At 56.1% G+C, this 22,865-nt stretch carries 24 protein-coding genes and 1 pseudogene; 20 read left to right on the top strand and 5 right to left on the bottom strand.

Annotated elements, in window-relative coordinates; genetic code table 11:
- Positions 1-22: 22 nt before the first annotated feature.
- Complete coding sequence (locus HBO23_RS16950; RefSeq protein WP_170038873.1) at positions 23-1,297, bottom strand: hypothetical protein; 1,275 nt, start codon at positions 1,295-1,297, stop codon at positions 23-25.
- A 246-nt stretch (positions 1,298-1,543) separates the two neighbouring features.
- On the opposite strand from HBO23_RS16950, the gene HBO23_RS16945 reads away from it, so the two are divergent.
- The 13 genes and pseudogenes from HBO23_RS16945 (at position 1,544) to HBO23_RS16885 (ending at position 12,201) form a co-directional block, all read left to right on the top strand.
- Positions 1,544-2,116, top strand: a complete 573-nt coding sequence (locus HBO23_RS16945) for a phage baseplate assembly protein V (RefSeq protein WP_170038871.1) — start codon at positions 1,544-1,546, stop codon at positions 2,114-2,116.
- The gene (locus tag HBO23_RS16940) at positions 2,113-2,457 is read left to right on the top strand and encodes a GPW/gp25 family protein (protein ID WP_170038869.1); all 345 of its coding nucleotides are present in this window, start codon (positions 2,113-2,115) and stop codon (positions 2,455-2,457) included. The genes HBO23_RS16945 and HBO23_RS16940 overlap by 4 nt, the downstream gene beginning before the upstream one ends.
- Positions 2,454-3,365 (top strand): baseplate J/gp47 family protein, encoded by a 912-nt coding sequence (locus HBO23_RS16935; protein WP_170038867.1) that lies wholly within the window; start codon positions 2,454-2,456, stop codon positions 3,363-3,365. The genes HBO23_RS16940 and HBO23_RS16935 overlap by 4 nt, the downstream gene beginning before the upstream one ends.
- Positions 3,365-3,988 carry a phage tail protein I gene (locus HBO23_RS16930; protein WP_170038865.1) on the top strand — a complete coding sequence of 208 codons (624 nt, stop codon included), beginning with the start codon at positions 3,365-3,367 and terminating at the stop codon, positions 3,986-3,988. Before HBO23_RS16935 ends, HBO23_RS16930 begins: the two co-directional genes overlap by 1 nt.
- Positions 3,978-4,445 (top strand): annotated as a pseudogene (locus HBO23_RS33670) (phage tail protein); the annotation flags it as partial. The gene HBO23_RS16930 and the pseudogene HBO23_RS33670, both read left to right, overlap by 11 nt.
- A gap of 590 nt (positions 4,446-5,035) precedes the next feature.
- Positions 5,036-5,485: a phage tail assembly chaperone gene (locus tag HBO23_RS33920; RefSeq protein ID WP_262378193.1), complete on the top strand. Its 450-nt coding sequence runs from the start codon at positions 5,036-5,038 to the stop codon at positions 5,483-5,485.
- Between the two features lie 209 nt (positions 5,486-5,694).
- The gene (locus HBO23_RS16915; RefSeq protein WP_170038863.1) at positions 5,695-6,864 is read left to right on the top strand and encodes a phage tail sheath protein; all 1,170 of its coding nucleotides are present in this window, start codon (positions 5,695-5,697) and stop codon (positions 6,862-6,864) included.
- Positions 6,865-6,921: 57 nt separating this feature from the next.
- Positions 6,922-7,437, top strand: a complete 516-nt coding sequence (locus HBO23_RS16910; RefSeq protein WP_170038861.1) for a phage major tail tube protein — start codon at positions 6,922-6,924, stop codon at positions 7,435-7,437.
- Positions 7,438-7,487: 50 nt separating this feature from the next.
- A complete protein-coding gene (locus tag HBO23_RS16905) occupies positions 7,488-7,823 on the top strand; it encodes a phage tail assembly protein (RefSeq protein ID WP_170038859.1) in 336 nt (111 codons plus the stop codon).
- A gap of 8 nt (positions 7,824-7,831) precedes the next feature.
- The gene (locus tag HBO23_RS16900) at positions 7,832-7,951 is read left to right on the top strand and encodes a GpE family phage tail protein (protein ID WP_170038857.1); all 120 of its coding nucleotides are present in this window, start codon (positions 7,832-7,834) and stop codon (positions 7,949-7,951) included.
- Positions 7,941-10,499: a phage tail tape measure protein gene (locus HBO23_RS16895; RefSeq protein WP_170038855.1), complete on the top strand. Its 2,559-nt coding sequence runs from the start codon at positions 7,941-7,943 to the stop codon at positions 10,497-10,499. Before HBO23_RS16900 ends, HBO23_RS16895 begins: the two co-directional genes overlap by 11 nt.
- A gap of 5 nt (positions 10,500-10,504) precedes the next feature.
- Positions 10,505-10,945, top strand: coding sequence for a phage tail protein (locus tag HBO23_RS16890; protein WP_170038853.1), 441 nt, complete (start codon positions 10,505-10,507; stop codon positions 10,943-10,945).
- A complete protein-coding gene (locus HBO23_RS16885; RefSeq protein WP_170038851.1) occupies positions 10,942-12,201 on the top strand; it encodes a phage late control D family protein in 1,260 nt (419 codons plus the stop codon). Before HBO23_RS16890 ends, HBO23_RS16885 begins: the two co-directional genes overlap by 4 nt.
- Here HBO23_RS16885 and HBO23_RS16880 read toward each other — a convergent pair whose 3' ends face one another.
- The 4 genes from HBO23_RS16880 to HBO23_RS16865 form a co-directional block, all read right to left on the bottom strand.
- Positions 12,202-13,473 carry a hypothetical protein gene (locus HBO23_RS16880; RefSeq protein WP_170038849.1) on the bottom strand — a complete coding sequence of 424 codons (1,272 nt, stop codon included), beginning with the start codon at positions 13,471-13,473 and terminating at the stop codon, positions 12,202-12,204. It abuts the gene before it with no gap.
- The gene (locus HBO23_RS16875) at positions 13,442-14,485 is read right to left on the bottom strand and encodes a nucleoid-associated protein (protein ID WP_170038847.1); all 1,044 of its coding nucleotides are present in this window, start codon (positions 14,483-14,485) and stop codon (positions 13,442-13,444) included. The genes HBO23_RS16880 and HBO23_RS16875 overlap by 32 nt, the downstream gene beginning before the upstream one ends.
- Before the next feature lie 231 nt (positions 14,486-14,716).
- Positions 14,717-15,133, bottom strand: a complete 417-nt coding sequence (locus HBO23_RS16870) for a helix-turn-helix domain-containing protein (protein ID WP_170038845.1) — start codon at positions 15,131-15,133, stop codon at positions 14,717-14,719.
- A 409-nt stretch (positions 15,134-15,542) separates the two neighbouring features.
- Positions 15,543-15,878, bottom strand: coding sequence for a helix-turn-helix transcriptional regulator (locus HBO23_RS16865; protein ID WP_170038843.1), 336 nt, complete (start codon positions 15,876-15,878; stop codon positions 15,543-15,545).
- Positions 15,879-15,963: 85 nt separating this feature from the next.
- On the opposite strand from HBO23_RS16865, the gene HBO23_RS16860 reads away from it, so the two are divergent.
- The 7 genes from HBO23_RS16860 to HBO23_RS16830 all read left to right on the top strand — a co-directional run bounded on the left by HBO23_RS16860 (position 15,964) and on the right by HBO23_RS16830 (position 22,822).
- The gene (locus HBO23_RS16860; protein ID WP_141064550.1) at positions 15,964-16,176 is read left to right on the top strand and encodes a DNA-binding protein; all 213 of its coding nucleotides are present in this window, start codon (positions 15,964-15,966) and stop codon (positions 16,174-16,176) included.
- A 29-nt stretch (positions 16,177-16,205) separates the two neighbouring features.
- Positions 16,206-16,679: a YmfL family putative regulatory protein gene (locus HBO23_RS16855; RefSeq protein WP_170038841.1), complete on the top strand. Its 474-nt coding sequence runs from the start codon at positions 16,206-16,208 to the stop codon at positions 16,677-16,679.
- The gene (locus HBO23_RS16850; RefSeq protein ID WP_170038839.1) at positions 16,676-16,963 is read left to right on the top strand and encodes an ogr/Delta-like zinc finger family protein; all 288 of its coding nucleotides are present in this window, start codon (positions 16,676-16,678) and stop codon (positions 16,961-16,963) included. Before HBO23_RS16855 ends, HBO23_RS16850 begins: the two co-directional genes overlap by 4 nt.
- Positions 16,963-17,334, top strand: coding sequence for a hypothetical protein (locus HBO23_RS16845; RefSeq protein ID WP_170038837.1), 372 nt, complete (start codon positions 16,963-16,965; stop codon positions 17,332-17,334). Before HBO23_RS16850 ends, HBO23_RS16845 begins: the two co-directional genes overlap by 1 nt.
- A gap of 72 nt (positions 17,335-17,406) precedes the next feature.
- Positions 17,407-17,640, top strand: a complete 234-nt coding sequence (locus HBO23_RS16840) for a hypothetical protein (protein WP_170038835.1) — start codon at positions 17,407-17,409, stop codon at positions 17,638-17,640.
- Between the two features lie 5 nt (positions 17,641-17,645).
- On the top strand, positions 17,646-20,360 hold the full coding sequence (locus HBO23_RS16835; RefSeq protein ID WP_170038833.1) for a toprim domain-containing protein: 2,715 nt from the start codon (positions 17,646-17,648) through the stop codon (positions 20,358-20,360).
- A gap of 470 nt (positions 20,361-20,830) precedes the next feature.
- Complete coding sequence (locus HBO23_RS16830; RefSeq protein WP_170038831.1) at positions 20,831-22,822, top strand: DNA cytosine methyltransferase; 1,992 nt, start codon at positions 20,831-20,833, stop codon at positions 22,820-22,822.
- Positions 22,823-22,865: the final 43 nt, after the last annotated feature.

Below are 22,865 nucleotides of genomic sequence, written 5' to 3'. Positions count from 1 at the left end.
AAGTATCCCTACAAGATTGAACCTACCCCAAACTACAAGACTGTAACGTCTTAGCAAGAATACTTTTATACGGCTCAATAAATAGTTCTCTAGAGCGTGCTTTATCAAGCCAGTCAAAACATCCAGCCAGGTTATGTGTGCCTATAATTTCTTCAGCTAAAGCATGATGCCCCAGCAAAAAAATAGCTCGAAGTATGAACTCCCCAGCCCTAGGCTTTGAAACCAATTTAAGCACCTTATATTGATGTCCAGGGCTACCTTCCTCAACATTCACAAGTAGGTCACGCTCATTGTAGTCCAAGTACTTTAAATATTCTTCTGAGTATCCACTACCATGACAATCGTAAAGAGCGAGCAAACCAACCAAGCCTTCAATGGAAATTGCCCCCTCCAAAATCCCCCATACAACTTTATCCTTTTCGGCCTCCCTGCGCATTACATCCAAAAAGTCATTTGAACTTTCAAAACCCCAGACCTCAGGTTCCTTAAATTTGTCATTTCGAGTATTAACAATGTCACTTTTGTAGCACCACGCTTCGAAAAAAGCGTGCAGAATACTTATATCAATATACTTCAGAGATGGTGAATCCAAAACGGGCGAAGCACCATAATGCGACTCGATTTTCGCTACCGCCCGGTTGAAATCATTACTACTCAACCCATAATTCAGCATCGTATCCTTTTTAAATATCTTAAACTTTTCACTCCCCCAGTCATCTCTTCTGGGAATATCTTCAGCAATGCTTAAAAGCTCCGCCCTAGAAAGCTTAGTAGTATGCGTTTCAAAATCATACTCACGGACCAACTCATCACAAAACACTTCAAAATTATCTAAAATACACTCTAAACTCGAGAACTTTCTATATAAATTACTCACATTTATAATAGACACCTCAACAAGATGCTTACTATTATTCCTATCCACAGGATACCTAAATGTTTGCCCTGTCGGATCAACACTCGAAACATCAAACAGACGCTGATCAAGAACAGTAACAAAAAAAACAAATCTCTTGTCTAGCTTAATGGACTCACGTTTTATGTAGCACCAAATTCGCCCTAAATCGTGCGAAGCCTTAAGATCGAAATCTTCAAGTGCTTCTCTATGCTTCGATATTTTTTCAAGAAAACTAACCACTCCTTTAAGCCTCAACTCTATAGAGTGGCGCATATTGAAACAAATTGGATATATAAACTGATCAACAGAATACTCCAACCCCTCTGCATCCAGCACACTTTTTATTAGCAAATTAGCAGCAGACGAATACCCCTTAGCATAATCAAAGTAGTCGGGCATGCCATTCTCACCAACACACGCATTGGCCCAGAAAGGTTCCCCACCACAAAAAGTCGAATTAGAAAACGTTACTCCACCCACAGACATCAACTCCTTTTAATAACATTCACAAACGTACAAGTTAATTGCTAATCCTGCGCTCGACTAGCTTGAAAATCGAATACTGATACACGGACCTTCTGTAAACCTGAGCCCTACAAGATAAGGATAATGTATTCACGGGCGCGTGGCGCCACCATCAGCGACATGAACGACTTCGCCGCCCTCTCCCGCCTGCTCGAAAACCTCATCCGCTTCGGCGTCATCGTCGACGTTCAGATGGTGCCCCCGCGCGTGAAGGTGAAAACCGGAGAACTGACCACCGCCTGGCTGCCTTGGCTGGCGTTGCGCGCCGGTGCTGACCGTGTGTGGGACCCGCCCACCGTTGACGAACAGGTGATCCTGGTCAGCCCATCCGGCCAGCTCGCCAATGGCGTCGTCATCACCGGACTCCCCAGCGACCACCTACCCGCCAACGGCAACCGCGCGGGCCTGCACCGGCGCACCTACGCCGACGGCGCGGTGGTGGAGTACGACAGCGTCGCCCATCATTTAAACGCCATCCTCCCCGACAACGGCACCACCAGCCTGGTAAGCAAGGGCGGGATCAACATCATCGGCCCCATCAATCACCAGGGCGATTACAACCAGACCGGCAATCAAAACGTGGTCGGGCATGTAACTGTCTCCGAAGACGTGGTCGCAGCCGGCATCAGCCTGGTCAACCATCCGCACGGCGGCGTGATGCCTGGCAGCGGCAAGACGGGGAAACCGGAATGAACCGAGAAACCGGCGCCGCTATCGGCACTCTGGATCACATCGCCCAGTCGATGACCGACATACTCACCACTCGCATCGGCACGCGTGTTATGCGCCGTGAATACGGCAGCCTGCTGCCCGAGCTGGTGGACCACCCGTTCAACGATGTCACGCGCCTTCGGACATATTCCGGTGCGGTTATGGCGCTTATGCGCTGGGAGACGCGCGTAACCCTCAGCCGCGTGCAATTTCTCGGCGCGACTCTGCAAGGCCAGTCTGTGCTGGATGTAGAGGGCAGCGTGGTCGACAGCAATGAGCCGTTCAGCTTGAGCCTTCCGCTGCAATTGGGAGGCAGTGTATGAACGCCTTTGCAGCGATTGACCTCAGCCAGCTGCCGCCGCCGCAGATCGTCGAGCAGATCGACTTCGAACGGATCCTGGCCGGGCGCAAGGCTTACATGATCAGCCTCTGGCCGATCGAGGAACAGGCTCAAATCGCGGCACGCCTCGAAATGGAATCGGAGCCGCTGGCCAAGCTGCTGCAGGAGAACGCCTACCGCGAAATGATCTGGCGTCAGCGGGTGAATGAAGCGTCGATTGCAAATTTGCTGGCCTTCGCCAAAGGTCCCGATCTGGATCAACTAGCGGGCAACTTCAACGTCAAGCGGCTGGTGGTTCAAGACGGCAAACCCCTCGCAGTTCCTCCCGTAGCTCGGCTGATGGAGAGCGACGACAGCTTGCGCGAGCGGGCGCAGATGTCCTGGGAGGGGCTGAGCACCGCAGGCCCACGCAACAGCTACATCTTCCACGCTCGAGGGGCGGACGGTCGCGTTGCCGACGCCACGGCTGAAAGCCCATCCCCTGCCGTGGCGGTGGTCACCGTGCAATCGCTACTCGGCGACGGTACCGCGCCAGCTGACCTGCTCACCATCGTAAAGGCCTACCTGAGCGACGATGACCGCCGGCCCGTGGGTGACCGCTTAACCGTCCAGGGCGCGCAGGTTATTCGTTACCAGGTAAAAGCCAAGCTCTACCTGCTGACCAACGGCCCCGAGTCGGAGCCGATTCTTGCAGCCGCCGAACAACGGCTGCTGGCATACGTCCACCAGCGCCGACGCCTGGCAATGGAAGTGTCCGAATCCGCCCTGCACGCCGCTGCGTTCGTCGAAGGTGTGCGCAAGGTTGTATTGGAAGACTGGGTCGACATCATCGCCACTGAGGAGCAGGCGCCCTACTGCACCGGTGTTACCGTGACGCGGGGTGTCGAGTAATGGGCGCCCAGCGACTGCTGCCGGGAAACTCCACGCTGCTTGAGCGCAACGCGGCGCAAGCGCTCGCACACATTCAGCGAGTGCCCATTCCTCTGCGGCAGCTGTGCAACCCGGACACCTGCCCGCTACCGGCGCTGCCCTACCTGGCCTGGGCCTTTTCTGTCGACCGATGGGACAGCAACTGGAGCGAAGCCACCAAGCGCGCGGCCATTCGATCATCCCGGTACATCCACGCCCATAAAGGCACGATCGGCGCCCTGCGCCGCGTGGTTGAGCCGCTGGGCTATCTGATCGAGGTGATGGAGTGGTGGCAAACCGTACCCGAGGGGGTACCTGCCACTTTTGCCTTGAAAGTCGGCGTGCTGGACACCGGTATCACCGAAGAAATGTACCAGGAGCTGACCTGGCTGATCGATGACGCCAAGCCGCTCACGCGCCATCTCACCGGCCTGGCCATCAACCTCACCAGCGACGGCACGCTGCACGTTGGCGCGGGTGTGTATGAAGGCGATGAAACCAATGTCTACCCGCCAGCCCAAGACGACATCGATGTCGTCGGCTTGATAGGCGTCAGCGGCCGCGAACACAGTATTGATACCCTGGACGTATACCATGATCGATAAAGACTCCAAGTTCTTAGCCATCCTCACCGCTGTCGGTGAGGCTAAGCTGGCCAACGCTATCGGCCTGGGTTTGCCCTGGCTCCTCACTGAAATGGGCGTGGGCGATGCCAACAACACCGACCCGATCCCGGATCGAATGCAAACGGCCTTGATCCACGAACAACGCCGAGCGCCGCTCAACCAGTTGCGCGACGATGAGGCTAACCCTGGCCTGCTGATCGCCGAACAGATCATCCCTGCCGACGTTGGCGGATGGTGGGTGCGGGAGGTGGGGTTGTATGACGTTGATGGTGACTTGGTCGCTGTTGCGAATTGTGCTCCCAGTTACAAGCCGTTGCTGGAGCAAGGGTCGGGACGCACTCAAGTCGTTCGTATGACTTTTGTTGTCAGCAGCACCGCTAATGTGGTGTTGAAAATTGACCCTTCGGTTGTCCTTGCCACTCGCCAGTACGTCGACGATAGAACCTATGCCTACGTACCTGTGCAGCAAGGGGGCGGCAAAGGGCAGGCCGATCTCAACAAAATTTTCCTTGGTTTCGGCACCAACAACAGGTTGAAGGCAACTGTCGATGATACCGATCTTGGTAGTGTTGTTTTCGACTCAAATACCGCTAGCGAAGAAGCATCTGGAGTCATACCGCTCGCAACTCTAAAGGCTGTTCAACTGGGTGATGATGACACGTCAGCGGTAACGCCCAAAAAACTGCGCCTGGGGTTTTCCATTTCCCTGGGGCAAAACGGACACGTCGCTTTTCCAACCTGGATGTTGGGCCTGATTTTTCAATGGGGGGTTGTCAGAGATATTCCCGCCGCAAGTTCGGTCCCAGGCTCAATTGGGCCAACCTTAGATATCACACTGCCGATCGTCTATCCAACCGCCGCACTGGTCGTGGCCGGGTCCATGAACTTCACAACCATGTCGACAACGTCCGCCTTCACTCCAGGGGCAGTCATCGTTTCTAACGCGGTTGTACGGTTTCAAAACAACTACACGGCATCCGCCGGAATTATTTCCTGGTGGTCGGTCGGCTGCTAATGGGGCTAATCATGACGAAGTATTACTACGGTCCGTCCAGTAAAGGGTTCTACAACACGGATGTTCACTCGAAAGAGCAAATCCCTGCGGATGCCGTCGGCATCTCTAACTCGCTCTACGAAACGCTGCGTGATGGGCAGTCCGGGCTTAAACGAATAGAGATCGATAAGGACGGAATGCCGGCGCTTGTCGATGTTGCCGACCAAGACGACGAGCGTGCCGCTGATGAAGAGCGCTATTGGCGTGACACTGAGATCGAGAGCATTAAGTGGTTACGAGAACGTCACCGCGACGAAACTGAGCAAGCGCAAAAAAACACCCTGACTGTAGATCAGTACAAGGAGTTGCTGGCCTATATACAGACGCTACGCGACTGGCCGCAGCTGGAAGGCTTTCCAGGCGCTGAGCACAGGCCTGTAGCACCGCCATGGATCGCTGAGCACATTCGCTCTGGACACTAACCAGTCGGTTTCATCCCTATCAACGCCGCGCCTCGGCGGGGTGTTGTCGTTTCTGGAGAACGCTTTATAAGCCTCCTTCACGGAGTTACCGTCAGCCTGGTCGATAACGGTTCGTTGTAACTGTTATTTCTACAAGCCCCCGCGCTCGCCCAACCGGCGCGCGCGCGGCAGCCTGTGCAGTGTCATCCATCACAGCACAGGCACAACCCATGGCCGATTATCTCCACGGCGTGCGGGTCCTCGAACTCAACGACGGCACCCGCCCCATTCGCACCATCCCCACCGCCGTTATCGGCATGGTTTGCACGGGTGACGACGCAGACCCGATCGCATTCCCGTTCGACACGCCTGTATTGCTGACCAACGTACAAAGCGCCATCGCCAAGGCTGGTGCGAAAGGCACCTTGGCCCCAAGCCTGCAAGCCATCGCCGACCAGACTAAGCCCTACACCATCGTGGTAAGGGTCAAGGAAGGCGAAGACGAAGCCTCCACCACCAGCGCCCTGATCGGTACTACCACCCCGACCGGCCAGTACACCGGTATGAAAGCGTTGCTCGCCGCCAAGGCCCGCGTGGGCATGACGCCGCGCATTCTCGGCGTACCAGGCCTAGACAGCCTGCAGGTGGCCACCGCCCTGGTATCGATCGCCAAAGACCTGCGCGCGTTTGCCTACCTCAGTGCATTCGGCTGCAAAACCAAGGAAGAGGTGGTCGCCTACCGCGAGAACTTCGGCGCCCGCGAAGCCATGCTGATCTGGCCGGAGTTTCAGAGCTGGGACACCGTCACCGACAAAACAACCAACGCGTCGGCAGTGGCTAGGGCGCTGGGCCTACGTGCCAAGATCGATCAGGAAACCGGCTGGCACAAGACCCTCTCCAACGTCGCCGTCAACGGCGTGACCGGCATCAGCGCCGACGTATTTTGGGATCTGCAAAACCCGGCCACCGACGCCAACTACCTCAACAGCAATGACGTCACCACCCTCATCAACGAAAGCGGCTTCCGCTTCTGGGGTAGCCGCACCTGCAGCGACGATCCGTTGTTCGCCTTCGAAAACTACACCCGCACCGCCCAAATTCTCGCCGACACCATGGCCGAGGCTCAAATGTGGGCCATGGACAAGCCCATGCATGCGTCCCTGGTCAAAGACATCATCGGCGGTATCAATGCCAAGTTCCGCGAGTTGGTTGCCCAGGGCTACCTGATCGGCGGTAGTTGCTGGTACCCGGAAGATATCAACGACAAGGACACCCTCAAGGCCGGCAAGCTGACGATCGACTACGACTACACCCCTGTGCCGCCCCTGGAAGACCTCACCCTGCGCCAGCGCATCACCGACCGCTACCTGATGCAGTTCGCCAACGCCGTCAACGCCTGAATCGGACCTCCCCGCGAGGGGAGTTAACCGCGTGCCATAACCTCAGAGGACACCGCCATGGCCCTGCCCCGCAAACTCAAAAACATGAATATGTTCAACGACGGCAACAGCTACGCCGGTGTAGCCAAGACCGTCACATTGCCCTCCCTGGGGCGAAAGATGGAAGCCTATCGCGCCGCCGGCATGAACGGCCCGGTAAAGGCTGACCTGGGTATGTCCGACGACGGTATCCAGCTGGAATGGAAACTCGGTGGGCTGGACCTGATCGTGCTCAAGCAGTTCGGAGCGGTAAATGCTTCCGGTGTGGCGTTGCGCTTCGCGGGTGCCTTCCAACGAGATGACACCGAAGAAGTCAGCGCCGTGGAAATCTCCGTGCGCGGCCGCCACGAGACCATCGAAATGGGCGACGCCCAACCAGGTGAAGACACTGAACACTCCATTACCACCACCTGCAGCTACTACAAGCTGACAGTCGACAACGAAGACATCATCGAAATCGACCTGCTCAACTTCATCGAGAACGTCGGCGGCGTCGACATGCTGGAGAAACAGCGCACTGCCATCGGCCTCTGATACTCGACCTCGATCGCTAACCGCATACGTTCATCATCAGGAGCTTTTCCATGAAAACCGCAACGACTGAACAACCAGAAGTGCAACCACTCGCCGACGACAACACCGTCATTCTCGACACGCCGATACGTCGAGGTACCACCACCATCGATAGCATCACCCTGCGCAAACCCAACTCGGGCGAGCTACGCGGCGTGAGCCTGTCCGATCTGTTGCAGATCGACGTCGACAGCTTGGTCAAGGTGGTGCCGCGCATCAGCAACCCTACCCTCACCGCCGTAGAAGTCACGTCGATGGACCCTGCCGACTTGTTCGCACTCGGCGCCAAGGTGTCTGGTTTTTTGCTACAGAAATCGATGAAGAAGGACGCATCCCTCGTTGCGTAGAAGACGCCATGGCCGACCTGGCTGTGGTTTTTCACTGGGCTCCGGCTGACATGGATCAGTTGGGCTTGCATGAACTGATGGAGTGGCGCGAACGCGCCAGGGTGCGGAGTTCTATTGATGGCAAATGATCTGCGGCTACGGGTACTGCTCAGTACCATCGACAGGGCCACCGCACCGCTCCGGCGCATCACAGCGGGAAGCACTGACACCGCGAGAGCATTGAAAGCGGCCCGTGATCAGCTCAAAGGTCTGAAGGATCAACAGTCCAATATTGCATCCTTCAAAAAACAACAAGGCGCTATCGCGACGACATCAGAAAGGCTCAATACCGCGCAGGAAAAACTGCGCCAGTTGAAAGCGACGATGAACACCAGCGGCAACGCCGCCTCAGGCAAATTCAAAAATGACCTGCGAAAAGCCCATGAGGCCGTGCGAGACCTCACCACCAAACTGCAGGCGCAGCGCAAGGGGCTGACGCCGCATATGGTCAAGCTAAGGGAAGCCGGCATCGCGACCGGCAAGCTGGGCGAACATGAGGCGCGCTTGAAAACACAAGTCGACGCGGTCAACCGCTCGCTCAGCACGCAGCGCGACCGCCTCACCGCCGTTGGAAAGCGACAAGCCGCCCTGGCAAGCGCACGGGCAAAATACGACAAGCAAAGACAACTCACCCAAACCATGGCCGGCAATGGCGCGATGACTGCTGCCAGCGGTGGGGGTGCGCTTTATGCAGGCGCTCGTTTTATAGCGCCCAGTGTGGAGTTCGACGCCAGCATGAGCCGCGTCCAAGCTATCAGCCGATTGGACAAAAACGACGGACAGATGAAAGCCCTGCGCGAGCAGGCGCGGGAATTGGGTGGATCCACCCGATTCACCGCTGTGCAAGCAGCAGACGCTCAGGGTTACCTGGGTATGGCGGGGTTCGATCCGAAGGCGATCAAAGCCGCCATGCCCGGCATGCTTGATTTGGCAGCAGCAGGTGGCGCAGACCTGGCACAGACCGCCGACATCGCGTCGAACATCATGTCGGGCCTGGGTATGCAGGCCGATCAGATGGGGCGACTCGGTGATGTGCTGGTAGGCACGTTCACCCGCTCCAATACAAACCTGCAGATGCTTGGCGACACGATGAAATATGCAGCGCCCATGGCAAAAACCTACGGTGTTGAGCTGGAGGTTGCCGCCGCAATGGCAGGAAAACTGGGGGACGCGGGCCTTCAGGGCAGCATGGGCGGCACCGCACTCAGCACCATCATGAACCGACTGGCCGCGCCACCGAAGGCCGCACGTAAAGCCCTGGAAGAACTGCAGATCCAAACCGCAGATGCCCAGGGCAACCTTCGGCCGATGCCCGATTTGCTCAAAGAGATCTACGATAAAACCCAAGCCATGGGCACGGCCAAAAAAGGGGGTTTGTTCAAGGCGCTTGCCGGCGAAGAAGCGGTCAAGGGTATGGCGCAACTGGTGGACCAGGCCGGGATCGGGGAGCTGCAAAAACTGATTGCCACGCTGCGAGAAACCCAAGGGGAAGCCAAGAAAACTGCCGACGTCATGTCCGACAACCTCAAGGGTGACCTGACGGCCCTCAGTAGTGCCTGGGCCGACTTCGGAATCGAGTTGGGGAAGCAACAGAACGGGCCACTACGGGAGCTGGTTCAGTCGGTCATCAGCGTCGTTAGAGGGATCAAAGCCTGGGCGAAGGAAAATCCCTTGCTGAGTGCAGGTCTGGTCAAAACTGCGGCAATCATTGCAGCGCTGATGGTGGCGGTGGGCAGCCTGATGGTGACAGTCGCCAGTGTTCTATTACCGTTTTTGGCCCTGCGGTTTATGTTTGCTCAGTTGGGTGTTCGCCTGCCGGGCTTGATCAGCCTGCTGTGGAACCTCGGCAAAACCGTCCTGCCCTTTGTCGCCAAGGCTTTGTTTCTATTGGGCCGTGCCTTGCTACTCAACCCCATAGGCCTGGCCATTACTGCCATTGCCGGCGCCGCCTACCTGATCTACAAAAACTGGGACGCGGTGAAAACCTACTTCAGCAGCGCCTGGGACGAAATCAAGGCTGGGTTCAGCGGTGGCGTCAAAGGCATCCTCACTGTACTCACCAACTTCAGCCCTCTCGGCCTGGTCTACCAGGCCTTTGCCGGGGTCATGAGTTACCTGGGTGTGGACTTGCCAGGTCGCTTTACCGAGTTCGGGGGCATGATCATCGACGGCTTGATCAATGGATTGACCAGCGGTTTGGGGCTGCTCAAGGACACCATGGGCCGCATCAGCGACTCGACCATCGGTTGGTTCAAGGAAAAGCTCGGCATACACAGCCCATCTCGGGTGTTCGCCGAGCTGGGCGGGTTCACGATGGCAGGCTTGACGCAAGGACTGGAAGGCGGCCAGAAAGGCCCGCTGGCCGTGCTGACCAGCATGAGTAAACAGCTGACAGCCGCCGGCACCCTGGCCCTGGGTGCCGCCGCGATGCCAGCGATTGCTGTGGACAACACGCCCCCGATCAGCAGTGCTCCCGCTGCAGCCGTTTACGACAGCCACGACACCTACCAATTCACCATCACCGCTGGGCCTGGCACCGACCTGCAAAGCCTGGAAAAGAGCATCCGCACCATGCTTGCCCGCATCGAAAACGAAAAGAAGGCGCGCCAGCGCAGCAAACTTTCTGACCTGGAATAACCACCATGATGATGGCCCTCGGCATGTTCGTGTTCAGCCTCAGAACCGCCGCCTACCAGGAGCTGCAACGCCAAACCGATTGGCGCCACGCCAGCAACAACCGCGTCGGCGCCGCCCCTGCACGACAGTTCGTGGGACGCGGCGAAGACAGCATCACCCTTCCCGGCATCATCCTCCCCGAACTGGCCGGCACCGCCCTCAGCCTCGACGCCTTGCGCCTGATGGCAAACACCGGCAAGGCCTGGCCCATGGTGGAGGGCACAGGGCGGATTTACGGTCTGTGGGTAATCGACAGTTTGAGCGAGAACAAGACCATCTTTTTTCCCGACGGTACTGCAAGGCGCATTGAATTCACTCTGAGCCTCAAGCGTATCGACGATGACCGCATCGACTTGCTCGGCGCGGGTACCCACATCGGCGTCAACATCCTGCGAGGCCTGCTGTGATCGAGTCCAATATCTCCGAAGTTACTGGCTATGTGCGCAACACGACAGAGCGCTACGTCCGTGATGCCGCCTACCCCGTGCCGACCTTTCGGCTCACCGTCGACGGCCGGGACATCGCCCAACTGATCAGCCCACGCCTGATGAACCTGGAGCTGACCGACAACCGCGGCGTCGAGGCTGACCAACTCAGCATCACGCTCAGCGACCACGATGGCCTACTGTCAATCCCACCCAAAGGTGCAGTGCTGCGGATGTGGCTCGGCTGGAGCGATACCGGCCTGGTAGACAAAGGCACCTACACCGTCGACGAAACCGAACACAGCGGCGCGCCGGACGTACTCAGTATCCGCGCCCGATCGGCCGACTTGCGCAAGGGTCTTAAAACCAAACGTGAGCGCAGCTGGAGCAACACCACTCTTGGCGCGGTCTTGGCCGATATCGCCACGGGTAACGGCCTAACCACAACCGTCGCTGAAACCCTCGGCGGATTACCCATCCTGCAACTCGACCAAGCCAACGAATCCGACGCCAACCTGATCACCCGCCTGGGCGAAGAATTCGACGCGGTGGCCAGCGTCAAAGCCGGCTGCTTGTTGTGCCTTCCTGCGGGCGGTGGCAAGACCGCCAGCGGCCTCGATCTGCCGCACATCACCCTCACCCGCGCCGACGGCGACCAGCACCGCTACCTGCAAGCCGACCGCGATAGCTATGACGGTGTGCGGGCGTACTTCTACGACGTGAACAGTGCCAAAAAACAGGAGGCGATTGCAGGTGGCGGTGACAACCTCAAAGACCTGCGCCATACCTACAGCGACCAGCAGTCTGCCCTGCGCGCCGCCCGAGCCGAGTTCCGTCGCCTGCAGCGCGGCAGCGCCACCCTCGCCTACATCCTGGCCAGGGGCAGGCCGGATCTGATACCCGAACTGACGTACACGCTCCAAGGCGTGAAGGCGGAAATCGACGAGATCGTCTGGTACGGCGGTAACGTGCAACACAGCCTCAGCGCGGACGGCGGGTACACCTTGAGCTTGGAACTGGAGAGCAAATTGCCCGAGGATGGGGTTGAAGATCTGGTGGAGGAAAGCGAGGGGGATTACACGGGGATCATCGCTTACTACCGCGATCCGAAAACAGGGAGGGAAAAGACAGTGACTGCGGGGGATCCGACCAAGCCGAGACGTTTGAAGTGGTTGTATTCAAACCAGCATACGGCGAAACGGGCGGTGGATCGGGAGTGGGGGAAATTGCGCAGTTAACTACGCACATCCAGTTTTGTTGTCGCACTCTTCTCTCAAAGAAGGATCACAAAAAAGTGAAACAGCTCTAAACACAACGTAAGACACGATAGTGATAGACGTCCAAGTAATTGCCGCCCACGGCACAGCTTCCATCTCAGAATAATAAAAAAACATACCAATTGCGACACCGAAGGAAACGAGTACAACCAAGCCGACTACCTCTAACAATATAGCCTGATACCGATATCTACTACGAAGCAACTTGTAAGGCGCATCGAATTTTAATTTTACCGCATTATGCTTTCCTTTAATCAAATCCCATTCCGCGGTCATCTCAAGAAAAATAGTGGACAGGGTATTTCTTTGATTCAATATCAAAAACAACATGAAAATTGCAAAAATAAGCGAACTCACAAGAATAAAAAAATTCTTTAAAGAGAACCCGTTAACCACTTCCATTTGACCGCACACAACAACCAATGCGACTGGAATCGCAAGAAGCTGATTCTGTATATCAGAGAAAACCTTATTAATTTTAGACAGCGCTTCAAACTTGCTCTTTTCGACCTCGGCCTTTATTTTCTGGAAAGAAAACTCCGAAACATATAACTGATAGCTGGATGATACACGCCGCGCAAACTCTTCAAACCTAGACATAATCAGGCCCACATGAAACTTTTCGCCACCAACCTCCTTCTTCATCTCCAGAAGTATAGATTTAACAATAGTACGTTTTTGCTCCACGTGAGTTTCTGTATTCATATACTCCTGAGCAAACTCTGCGACCCCACTCAGACAAGACATTTCCTCTCGACTATATTCAAGGAACAGCTCAATTTTTTCCCCATGAAAGAAAATTAACTTCGCAGCGCCTTTAGGAACGACGTGATCAGCTAACGGAGGAGAAAATAACCCTATCAACGTAACAGCATCAACATACGAACGCACTATTTGAGGGGCGACATCATAATCACCATCAAACAAATAGTCGACATCAGCCAAATAAAATTTGGCTGGTACAGACTGACGGCGCTGACTAGTAGCAAGCAAGTCTTCTAACGAGAAAGCAAAAAAAGCATTCTGCTCCAGAGGAGGCATAAAAAACACCTCTCTGTTAACAGAGGACGAACTTTGGAGCATTCCAAACTGCTCCAACTTCGTAGAGGCCTCTTCAAATACTTCTTCAGGAAGACTACCCCTCAAACGGCCTTGCTCGATCGTGCGATCTTCCAGCAGCTTGTAAACCGCGACAGCTAGCTCAATCTTCGTCGTTGGCAGCATTTTGAGCACCGAGAGCCTTATCCATCTCAGCGAGCAAGTCTGCTGGAGGATTCATTATAACTAAACCTTGCAACTCCGGATCATAATAAACAGTTTCATTCCGAAGATCATTAACATCAAAGCTTACACTAACACTACCAAACCGTCTACTAACTCTCATTAACTTTTTGTAAGTAGCAGGATTGGGTGAAAAAACCTCGCTCACCTCGTATTCATTATCTCTTATGAAATTTATGAACGACTCAGGAGCTTGATCGTTTATGATTGCAGACAATGCCACCAAATTTACTGGCTCATCATTGGCTTTTTTTTCAACACAATGAGCATATAGGCGATCAGTGGCGACTTGCCTTTTCAGTGGCTCCCAACCCTGACTTTCAAAATAATCGTTCAGCGCTGCGACCGTCACCTCTGTATTATGTCGAGCATCAGTATACTCAGTACACGCCAATGCTACTCGAAAATACTTAGTGACATCCGCATCAGCCGCCCGTCTTTTTATAAACGAAAGATATGGCTGCTCATTATTTTGCCACTTTTGAATATCAATCCGTGCTGCCTCGTACAAATGGCTAACGTCAAATGACAAGGAGTCATTCAAATCAAGAGTCGCTTCATCAATGCCTACACCTTCCTTAAGCTTCAACATTGCTATAAGAAGCCAATCTCTGCCCTGATTATGATATCGAACAAAAAGCGGCCAGGTCGTTGTAGCCATCCACTGCTCTTGCATAGGAACAGATATTAGAGAACACACGCCCCGACTAAATTCGACGAGATCTATTTCCTGATCGATATATCTTTTCATGAGAACGGGAAACTGATGAATTAACGCATTATCACCAAATGTCCCGTACCCGTTACTTAATCGCGTGTAAAGGGTTAAAACTTCGCCCCCCAAGGTATCAAGGCGCGCATCAATAGGCAGTACAACACCACGCGGCTTTATTGTTACCGCATCATCACCGTTAGTTTCACGAGCTTTAAGAACCCCATGAATAATCGATTCAGTAATTTCCATAATTCTGCTGCGCCCTAGCTAATTAATTTAATGATGGATAAAGCGCCGTTTATTTTTTCGGCCTTACCATCGAAGGCATAAATGGGAGGAAAACATATCGAGAAGGCCGTGGCGCTGTGCATAGATCACGTCCCTATGTCGATTCGGCAGACTCGTAATCCCTGTAATCGGGCTTTGACGAGTGGATCATCGGCGCCCTTGCCTGACTGATCCGTTCTTAATGAGTACAGATTATGCTGGCAGTTTGGTATCGGCAAGGGCCTGGGTCAAATCCTTGAGGCGTTGCTCAACATCCATTAAGCGTGTCTTTTCTTCAGCAGCGCTTTGTATTCCCCGCTTACCAGCCTCTCCCTGTGAACGGAACAGCTCAAGAATGGCCTCCTCCTGTGGATTAGCGGTCAGCGGTTCGGCAGGTGGCGCCGAAACACCCCGCAACATTGATCCTTCGCCAGTGAGTACCCAATCGAGTGACAGCCCATACTCCACTGCAACCTTTACACACAATGGGTAAGGAACAGAATTTCTAGACCGCCAGTTACCCAAAGTCGGCCGATTTGTGCCTGTGACTTCACATAGCTGGGAATCGTTCTTCACACCGAGTGCAATCTGAAGCCGGTCTAGGACACAAGTCGCACTTTTTTTATCCAATTAGTGAGATTCCGATAAAACCAACGAATGCTAAAAAGTTCTCACCTTCCCTTAATCCCTTAAGCGCCGAACTCGATTCGGCGAACTAAGCATCCAGCTTTTCAGTGGAGCCCAAGCCGAAGCCTGGGCTGAAGACCGTCAACAAGATGTCAAGTTGACGTCCCGATTAGCACCTCAGCCACCCGACGAATGTACCGCCGGTCAGGCTGGGACATATCCCTGTACCACGTAAGGAGCCTCCTCTCGTCATCCGTTAACGGGAAGGTATCGATGGCTTTCTTATCGTTAGGGCTGCCACTGGATCCGCTTTCATCCGACATGATCATCACTCCGTTGATTACATAGTCGGATTAGCGTTAGGGAGGGAAGGCGGAATTGGAGTGGGCCGTTTTAGATTGCAGCTGTAGGACTATTCCTTACCTTTAGAAGATAACTCCCACATAGCGTCTACGATCCGATGAATCGCCTCTTGGTCTGCCTGGGGCAACGTTCTGTAGCGATTTACCAGCTTGTCTTCTACAGCAGTAAAACCTTCGACGACCTGCGGCGTCGCCACCCCGGTTACCACGTAGAGGATGTCGACTCCCCTTTGCGCGACTGCTGCAAGGTATTCAGCATCAGGACTCCGATCGCCCTTTTCGTAGTTGAACTGAGAAGTTTTCGCCACGCCTGCAATCGCGGCGAAATCCGCCTGATTGAAACCCAAGCGCACGCGCTCCTCCCTTAGCCTTTCACCAATATTCAACAAATCGACCTCTTTTAGATTTGACTATTCAACACTCATTGAATAACCTCTTCCTGTCATCACACGAAACCACACGAAACGAACTATGCCGAACCCATCCCCTATCGAGCAAGCGCGCCAAGACGCCCGCGACCGCCTGTCACGGCTTGGAATATCGGCCAAAGACTGGGCTGAAAGGCACGAATTCAATCCCTCGACGGTGTACGCGGTCTTGAACGGGCAAAAGAAGTGTTTGCGTGGTGAAGCCCATCGCGCAGCCGTCCTGCTCGGAATCAAAGACGGCGAGTTAACAAGCTAAGTCGTTCGGTACGAGGGAGAAACCAGAATATGAAACGCCCAGTTCTAGCGACTAAACGACAAGTAATGAGTGCCGTGATCTGCGCCTACCCAGGCGGTCGTGAATGTGCAGCCGCGCGCCTTGGATACGAGCTTAAGAAGTTCGATAACCACATCTACGAAAACGCTGGCAGCCGCCCTTTGAGCGACGAGCAGATCCACCAGCTGGAGCAGGATGCCGGCACCACGCACCTGCCGGAATACATTGCGGCGCTGTACGGCGGCATGTTCGTTCCGCTCGCAGCACCTGAGACGCTGGATAACGTCGAGTTGTACAGCCGCTCGGTGAAGACAGCCGCCAAACGCGGCGCGGTCGACCAGTTCATCGCTAAGGCACTGGAGAACGGCGAAATAGATAAGGGTGAAGCCGAAACGATCCTGGCCGCGCACCGCCGCTATATGTCGGCCCGCCATGCGGAAGTGCTTGCCACCATTCTGCTGCATAGCCAGGGAGCCAAACGGTGAGTACTTACAAATTGGTTTGCCCCCACTGCCACGGCCGCATGCGTATCCGCACCAGCGAAGGACAGCACATATTTCTGCGTATCACCTACATGCAATGTACCAACGAGGCCTGCGGCTGGGCGGTGCGTGCTGAATTTCAAATGACCCACGAACTGAGCCCCAGCGGCATGCCCAACCCTGCTGTAAAGCTGCCGGTTGCGGACGTGGTCATTCGTCGCCAAGCAATGAAAACCGCCAATGATCAACCCGATCTGCTGGACCAAATGGAAATGGAGGGTGCGTGATGAATACAGCTACCGATACCGACTACCAGGAATACCAAGCGGCCATGCAAGCCGCTGGCCTGTCCTTCCTGCAGCGCCACCAGGGTGAACACCTGGGCAACGACCAGTTGTTGTTCTGTCGCGCGGTACAGCACCTTGTGGGCGGCCTGGAGGTTCCTTTGCACATGGCTGAAAAACTGATCAGCCGCGCCTATGGCGAACTCAAATCCAACAACGACCGACACCAGCTGGACGTCGACGCCAGCGACGGTGCCATTGCAGTTATCACCGACCCGGCCAGCGGTATGACCTGGGCTGTGCCGGTCAGCCTGATTTACCAACGCATCATCAACGCACCGGAAAACCGCCGACTGCGCCTCGTAACACTGTAACCCCCGACGCCCCCCGCCCTGCCCCGCTTCCAATGGGTTTGGGTGAGCTTTGCCCGCAATCCGAGGTGGACCATGGAAATCGACATCGCCATCACCGCAAAACTGCCCCGCGACCAAGCCGAAGCCTTGCTGCAGGACCTGCGCGCTGAGTACTCGGTGTTGTTCAACGAGCACTGGTATGACGATCGCTTTCGCATGATCCCCGAGGGTTTGCGGCATGGCTCGTTGCTGACTGCTTTCCCTGCGTTGGCTGCAAAAAAACGCCTGATTGGCGCCCTTAAATACAGCCTCGGCGAAGTGAAGTAGGCCCGATGACAATGGAATCCAAATTACGCGCCGACGTCTTGGATCGCCTGAAATCCGATTATGGGTTCAAGCACAAGGCCGGCAAATACATGCGGGAAGGCAAGTGCCCAGCCTGCAACAAAAAGGAGCTGTTCGCGTTCCACGATAACCCCATGGTCATTCGCTGCGGCCGTGGCAAATGCGGCCAAACCTGGCATGTCAAAGAACTCTACGAAGATCTATTCAACGATTGGAGTACCCGCGCACCGGCCACCGAACAGCACCCCAATGCCACCGCACGCGCCTATTTGGAGTTTGCTCGGGGTTTCCGTTTCGAGGTTATCCAGGGCTGGTTTACCCAGGACTCCTACTTTTCCAACGAGCTGAACGAAGGTAGCGCCACCGTGCGGTTCCCGCTCGATAAAGGCGGCTACTGGGAAAGACTGATTGATCGGCCGCATCGTTTCGGCAAGATGAAGGCGCGCTTCAAGCCCGGAGACAGCCCCCGTGGCGTGTGGTGGTGCCCGCCGTGCGTCGAGCTGCTGGATGTCAAAGAACTATGGATTGTCGAGGGCATCTTTGACGCCATCGCCCTGGTACACAACGGCATTGCGGCGGTCTCGGCAATGTCATCCGGCGCCTATCCCGAGGAATCACTGAAAGAGCTCGCCCGTCAGCGCGGTAGCAAGCTGCCCAAGTTGGTTTGGGCGTTGGACAACGAGCCAGGCGCTCACCGCTACACCAAACGCTGGGTGCGCCAGGCACGCGAACTGGGCTATGCCTGCGAGGCGGCACAGATCCCTCAGCCCGACAGCCGCAAGATCGATTGGAACGACCTGCACCAGCGCTGGACCTTTATCGACGACGCGGAGAAACGAGCCGAGCAGACCTGCAAAGACCTATCCACTGCGCGCTACCACGGCTCCCTACTGATTGCAGAGAACGCAGCCGAGAAAGGCGTGTTGATGTACGACTGGCGCGAGCGTCATGAATTCCACTTCGGTTTCGACAGCCATTTGTACTGGTTCAAGATGGATCTGGAGAAATTCAACAAGGCCATGCAGGGGCTGGAGTCTTCCACCCGCCACGAAGACCAACTGCTGAATGACGAGCAACGTCGTCAAAAAGCGCTACGCCAATGCGGTGGCGTGGTCGAAATCGCCAACTGCTACCCCCAGGCTCTGTACTTCCAACGCAACGAAGTTACCGACGAGTCCTGGTACTACTTTCGCGTGGACTTCCCCCACGACGGCGGTAGCGTCAAAAACACCTTCACTGGTGGCCAGGTCGCCGCCGCCAGCGAATTCAAGAAACGCCTGCTCAGCATGGCAGCCGGCGCGGTATTCACCGGCAGCGGGCAGCAGCTCGACAAGATCATGAAAGACCAGCTCTACGGTCTGAAAACCGTGGAGACCATTGACTACGTGGGCTACAGCAAGGAACACGGTGCATACGTGTTCGGTGATCTCGCCGTACGCAACGGCGTGATCAGCCAAGTCAACAAAGAAGACTTTTTCGAGTTCGGCAAGCTGCGCCTTAAAACGCTGCAGAAGTCGATCTCAATGCACATCCAGCGTGACGCTAAGCAATACCGCAGCGACTGGCTGCCAATGCTTTGGCTGTGTTTCGGCGCCAAAGGCATTGTCGCCCTAGCCTTCTGGTTTGGTTCGCTGTTCGCCGAGCAGATCCGCGCACAGTACAAGTCGTTCCCCTTCTTGGAAGTCACGGGCGAAGCCGGCGCCGGCAAAACCACCCTGCTCATGTTCCTGTGGAAACTGCTGGGCCGTGAATACGAAGGCTTTGACCCTTCAAAATCAACCCGTGCAGGCCGTCAGCGAGCCATGGGCCAGGTTTCCAACATGCCGGTGGTGCTGATCGAGGGTGACCGCAACGAGCCGGACAAGGTGCATGCCAAGGGCTTCGACTGGGACGAGCTGAAAGACTTCTTCGGCGGCGGCACGCTGGGCACCAAAGGGATGAAAACCAGCGGTAATGAAACCTACGAACCGCCGTTTCGCGGGGCTATTGCCATCAGCCAGAACGCCGATGTCAGCACCTCTGAAGCCATCTTGACCCGGATTATCAAAACTCACTTTGCTCGTCCGGAAGTGACCACTGAGAGCCGGGCAGCGGCAGACAACCTCAACCTGATTCCAGTGGAACAGCTCAGCCACTTCCTGCTGATGGCCGTGCGTACCGAAGCCCAGATCATGGCGAAATTTGCCGAACGCGTTCTGGTACACGAGCAACAGCTGCGCAAGCTCAAGGACATCCGCGTCGAGAGGATCATCAAGAACCACAGCCAGATCATGGCCCTGGTCGACTGCCTGTGCCTGATCTGCCCGCTGAACGAAAACCAGCGGGTCACCACCCACCAAGCCCTGACCATCATGGCGTTGGAGCGCCAGTCAGCGATCAGCGCCGACCATCCACTGGTGGCCGAATTCTGGGAAGTCTACGAGTACTTGGAAAGCCTGGGCGAAGGCCCGCAGGTCAACCACAGCTCCGACCCCAAGTTGATCGCCATCAACCTCAACGAATTCGCCGAGCTGGCGAGTATTCATCGCCAGAACCTGGCCGACCTCAAGACCTTGCGCTCGCTGCTTACCGAGAGCCGCAGCCGCAAGTTGATGGAAACCAACAAAGCCACTTACAGCGCGGTTCGCGCCTCGCAGAGCGTTGGCAATGCCTTGTTCAACAAACCGTTAACCGTGCGCTGCTGGGTGTTCCAGAGCGCGTAACACCAGGTCGGAACTTATGAGGGGTTAGACATGAAGTGGGCAGTAAAACGAAACAGAGATGGCCAGGTACAGCAGAACTGCTGGATCAGCGACAACGGTTACACCGTGGCGGAATGTCGGTTGCCAGAGTCGCGCTACCCCGTTACTCGCCCAGGAGGCGGACTGCCTTTCGCTTATGCGAAAGACCGAGACGAAGTCATAAAGATCATTGAGCAAGACCAGGCCAGACGGGCCTGAAAGATGGTGTCGAGGAGCGCCAACTCCCCGACACCTACCACCCAAAGGAGAACCACCATGCAAGTGAATCAACCCCAAGGCAGCGCTGCAAAGGCTACCACAACCCCACTAATCGTCGGCGACGTCGCCACTTTGCGATCGGCGAATGGCCGCTGCATCACATCACCGCTCGACAAGCCGACATCGGACGGCCAGACCAATACATTGACCCGAGTGCTCAGGGAGGGGCGCTCATGATCAGGCACACCCTCACGCACTTCCACCTCTGCTGTGGCCTCGGCAGCGGTGCCGCTGGCTTCTGCGACTCCAAACCAGCCCTGGGCACCGTGCAAGCCGAATGGCGCTGCCTGGGCGGCGTCGACGTCGACCCTGCCGGCTTGCGCGACTTCCAGATGATGACCGGTGTGCCTGGCACGCTGATGGATCTGTTCACACGCGAACAATACACAGCCTTCCACGGCCAGCAGCCGCCCGCAGGTTGGATAGAGGCCAGCGCCGAGGATTTGCGCCGAGCAGCCGGCAACGAAGACCCGGATGCGGTGTTCATCAGCAGCCCCTGTAAAGGCGCATCGGGCCTGCTTTCCGAGTCATTGAGCCAGACACCCAAGTACCGCGCTCTGAACGAGTTGACGTTGCGGTGCGTGTGGCTGATGTGCGAAGCCTGGAAGCACAAACCGGTGAAGTTGATCGTGTTCGAAAACGTACCGCGCCTGGCAACCCGTGGCCGGTACCTGCTAGACCAAATCACCAAGCTACTCCGCCATTACGGCTACGCAGTGGCGGAAACCACTCACGACTGCGGGGAAATTGGTGGGTTGGCGCAGAGCCGAAAGCGTTTCTTGCTGGTGGCCAGGCATGTCGAGCAGGTTCCAGCGTTTTTGTATGAACCTGAAAAACGCAGCCTGCGCGCTGTCGGTGATGTGCTGAGACGCATGCCGCTAGCCGGTGATATCGAACAGGCGGGACCGATGCACCGAGTGCCAGCATTGCAGTGGAAAACGTGGGTACGCCTGGCCCTCGTGGAAGCAGGGAAGGATTGGCGCAGCCTGAGCCGGTTTGCGATTGAGGACGGATACTTGCGCGACTTCGTGATCGTGCCTGAATGCCGTGCTGGTTATATGGGAGTGCATGACTGGCAGGATACTGCGGGCACAGTCGCCGGCCGATCAGGCCCAACCAACGGCAAATTCTCGGTGGCCGACCCCCGACCCACCAGCAAATTCGAATACACCCAATACGGCGTGCTGCCCTACGACCGTCACTGCGGTGTGGTCACCGGCCAGCGCAGTCCAGGGCAAGGGACGTTCAGCGTCGCGGACCCGCGCATGGGCGGCGAGAGGCACAACAATGTGTTCCGCGTTGTGCGCAACGACAAAGCGGCTGGCACCGTCACCGCAGGGCATGGCCCCAGCTCTGGTGGGCAAGCGGTGGCTGATCCTCGGCAACCATCAAAGGGGTTCGGCAAGTATCTGGTCACTGACTACAGCAAGCATGCTGGCACGGTGATCGCCGGCAGCACCACTGGTCAGGGCGCTTTTGCCGTGGCCGATCCGGCCTACAAGAACTGGCACCCAGCGGCCAGCACGCAAAAGCTGCGCATTACGCCCTGGTGCGATAACGCCAAGACTGTAACCGGCTCGCAACAGGTTGCAAGCGGCGCGCTATCGATCGCAGATCCGCGCCCGGGCATGTCGCGAACCAAGGGCGACGCGTACCTGACAGGCGGGCATTACGGCGTAGTCGACTACAACACCCCGGCCGGCGCCGTGTCCGCCAGTGCCTGCCACGACAACGGTCGGTGGTCAGTTGCAGACCAGCGCATGCCGGCGCCCAACGACCGGCTGACCTGCATGATCACTAGCCTCGACGGCACCTGGCACCGTCCGTTCACCACACTGGAGCTAGCCGCGCTGCAATCGCTGTTTGATCCAGAGGATCACTGGTCGACAGATCCGCAGACCGCCCATGAAATCCAGGTGATGCAGCGGGTGCGCAAGATCGAGCAGGGGCGGTTCTTCTTGCTGGACGGTGCCAACGACGGCCACCACCGGGAGCGGATCGGCAACGCGGTACCGCGCGCGGCTGCAAGGGCAATGGCTGACGTGTTCGGCATGACGCTGCTGCTTTCCGAGGCTGAGGAGACGTTCATGCTCAGCAATGTGTCGATTTGGGTGCAGCCGGTGGCGATTGCGTTGAGCGTGGCTCAGCAGGAGGTTGGCGTATGACGGTATTTCTACTGCTTTACATATGCACGGACGCTAGCCGAAC

The organism is Pseudomonas sp. WS 5532, assembly GCF_012985445.1.
GTDB classification, from domain to species: Bacteria; Pseudomonadota; Gammaproteobacteria; order Pseudomonadales; family Pseudomonadaceae; genus Aquipseudomonas; species Aquipseudomonas edaphica.
Note: the sequence above shows the minus strand (reverse complement) of the source record. Positions and strands in the feature narration are given on the sequence as shown.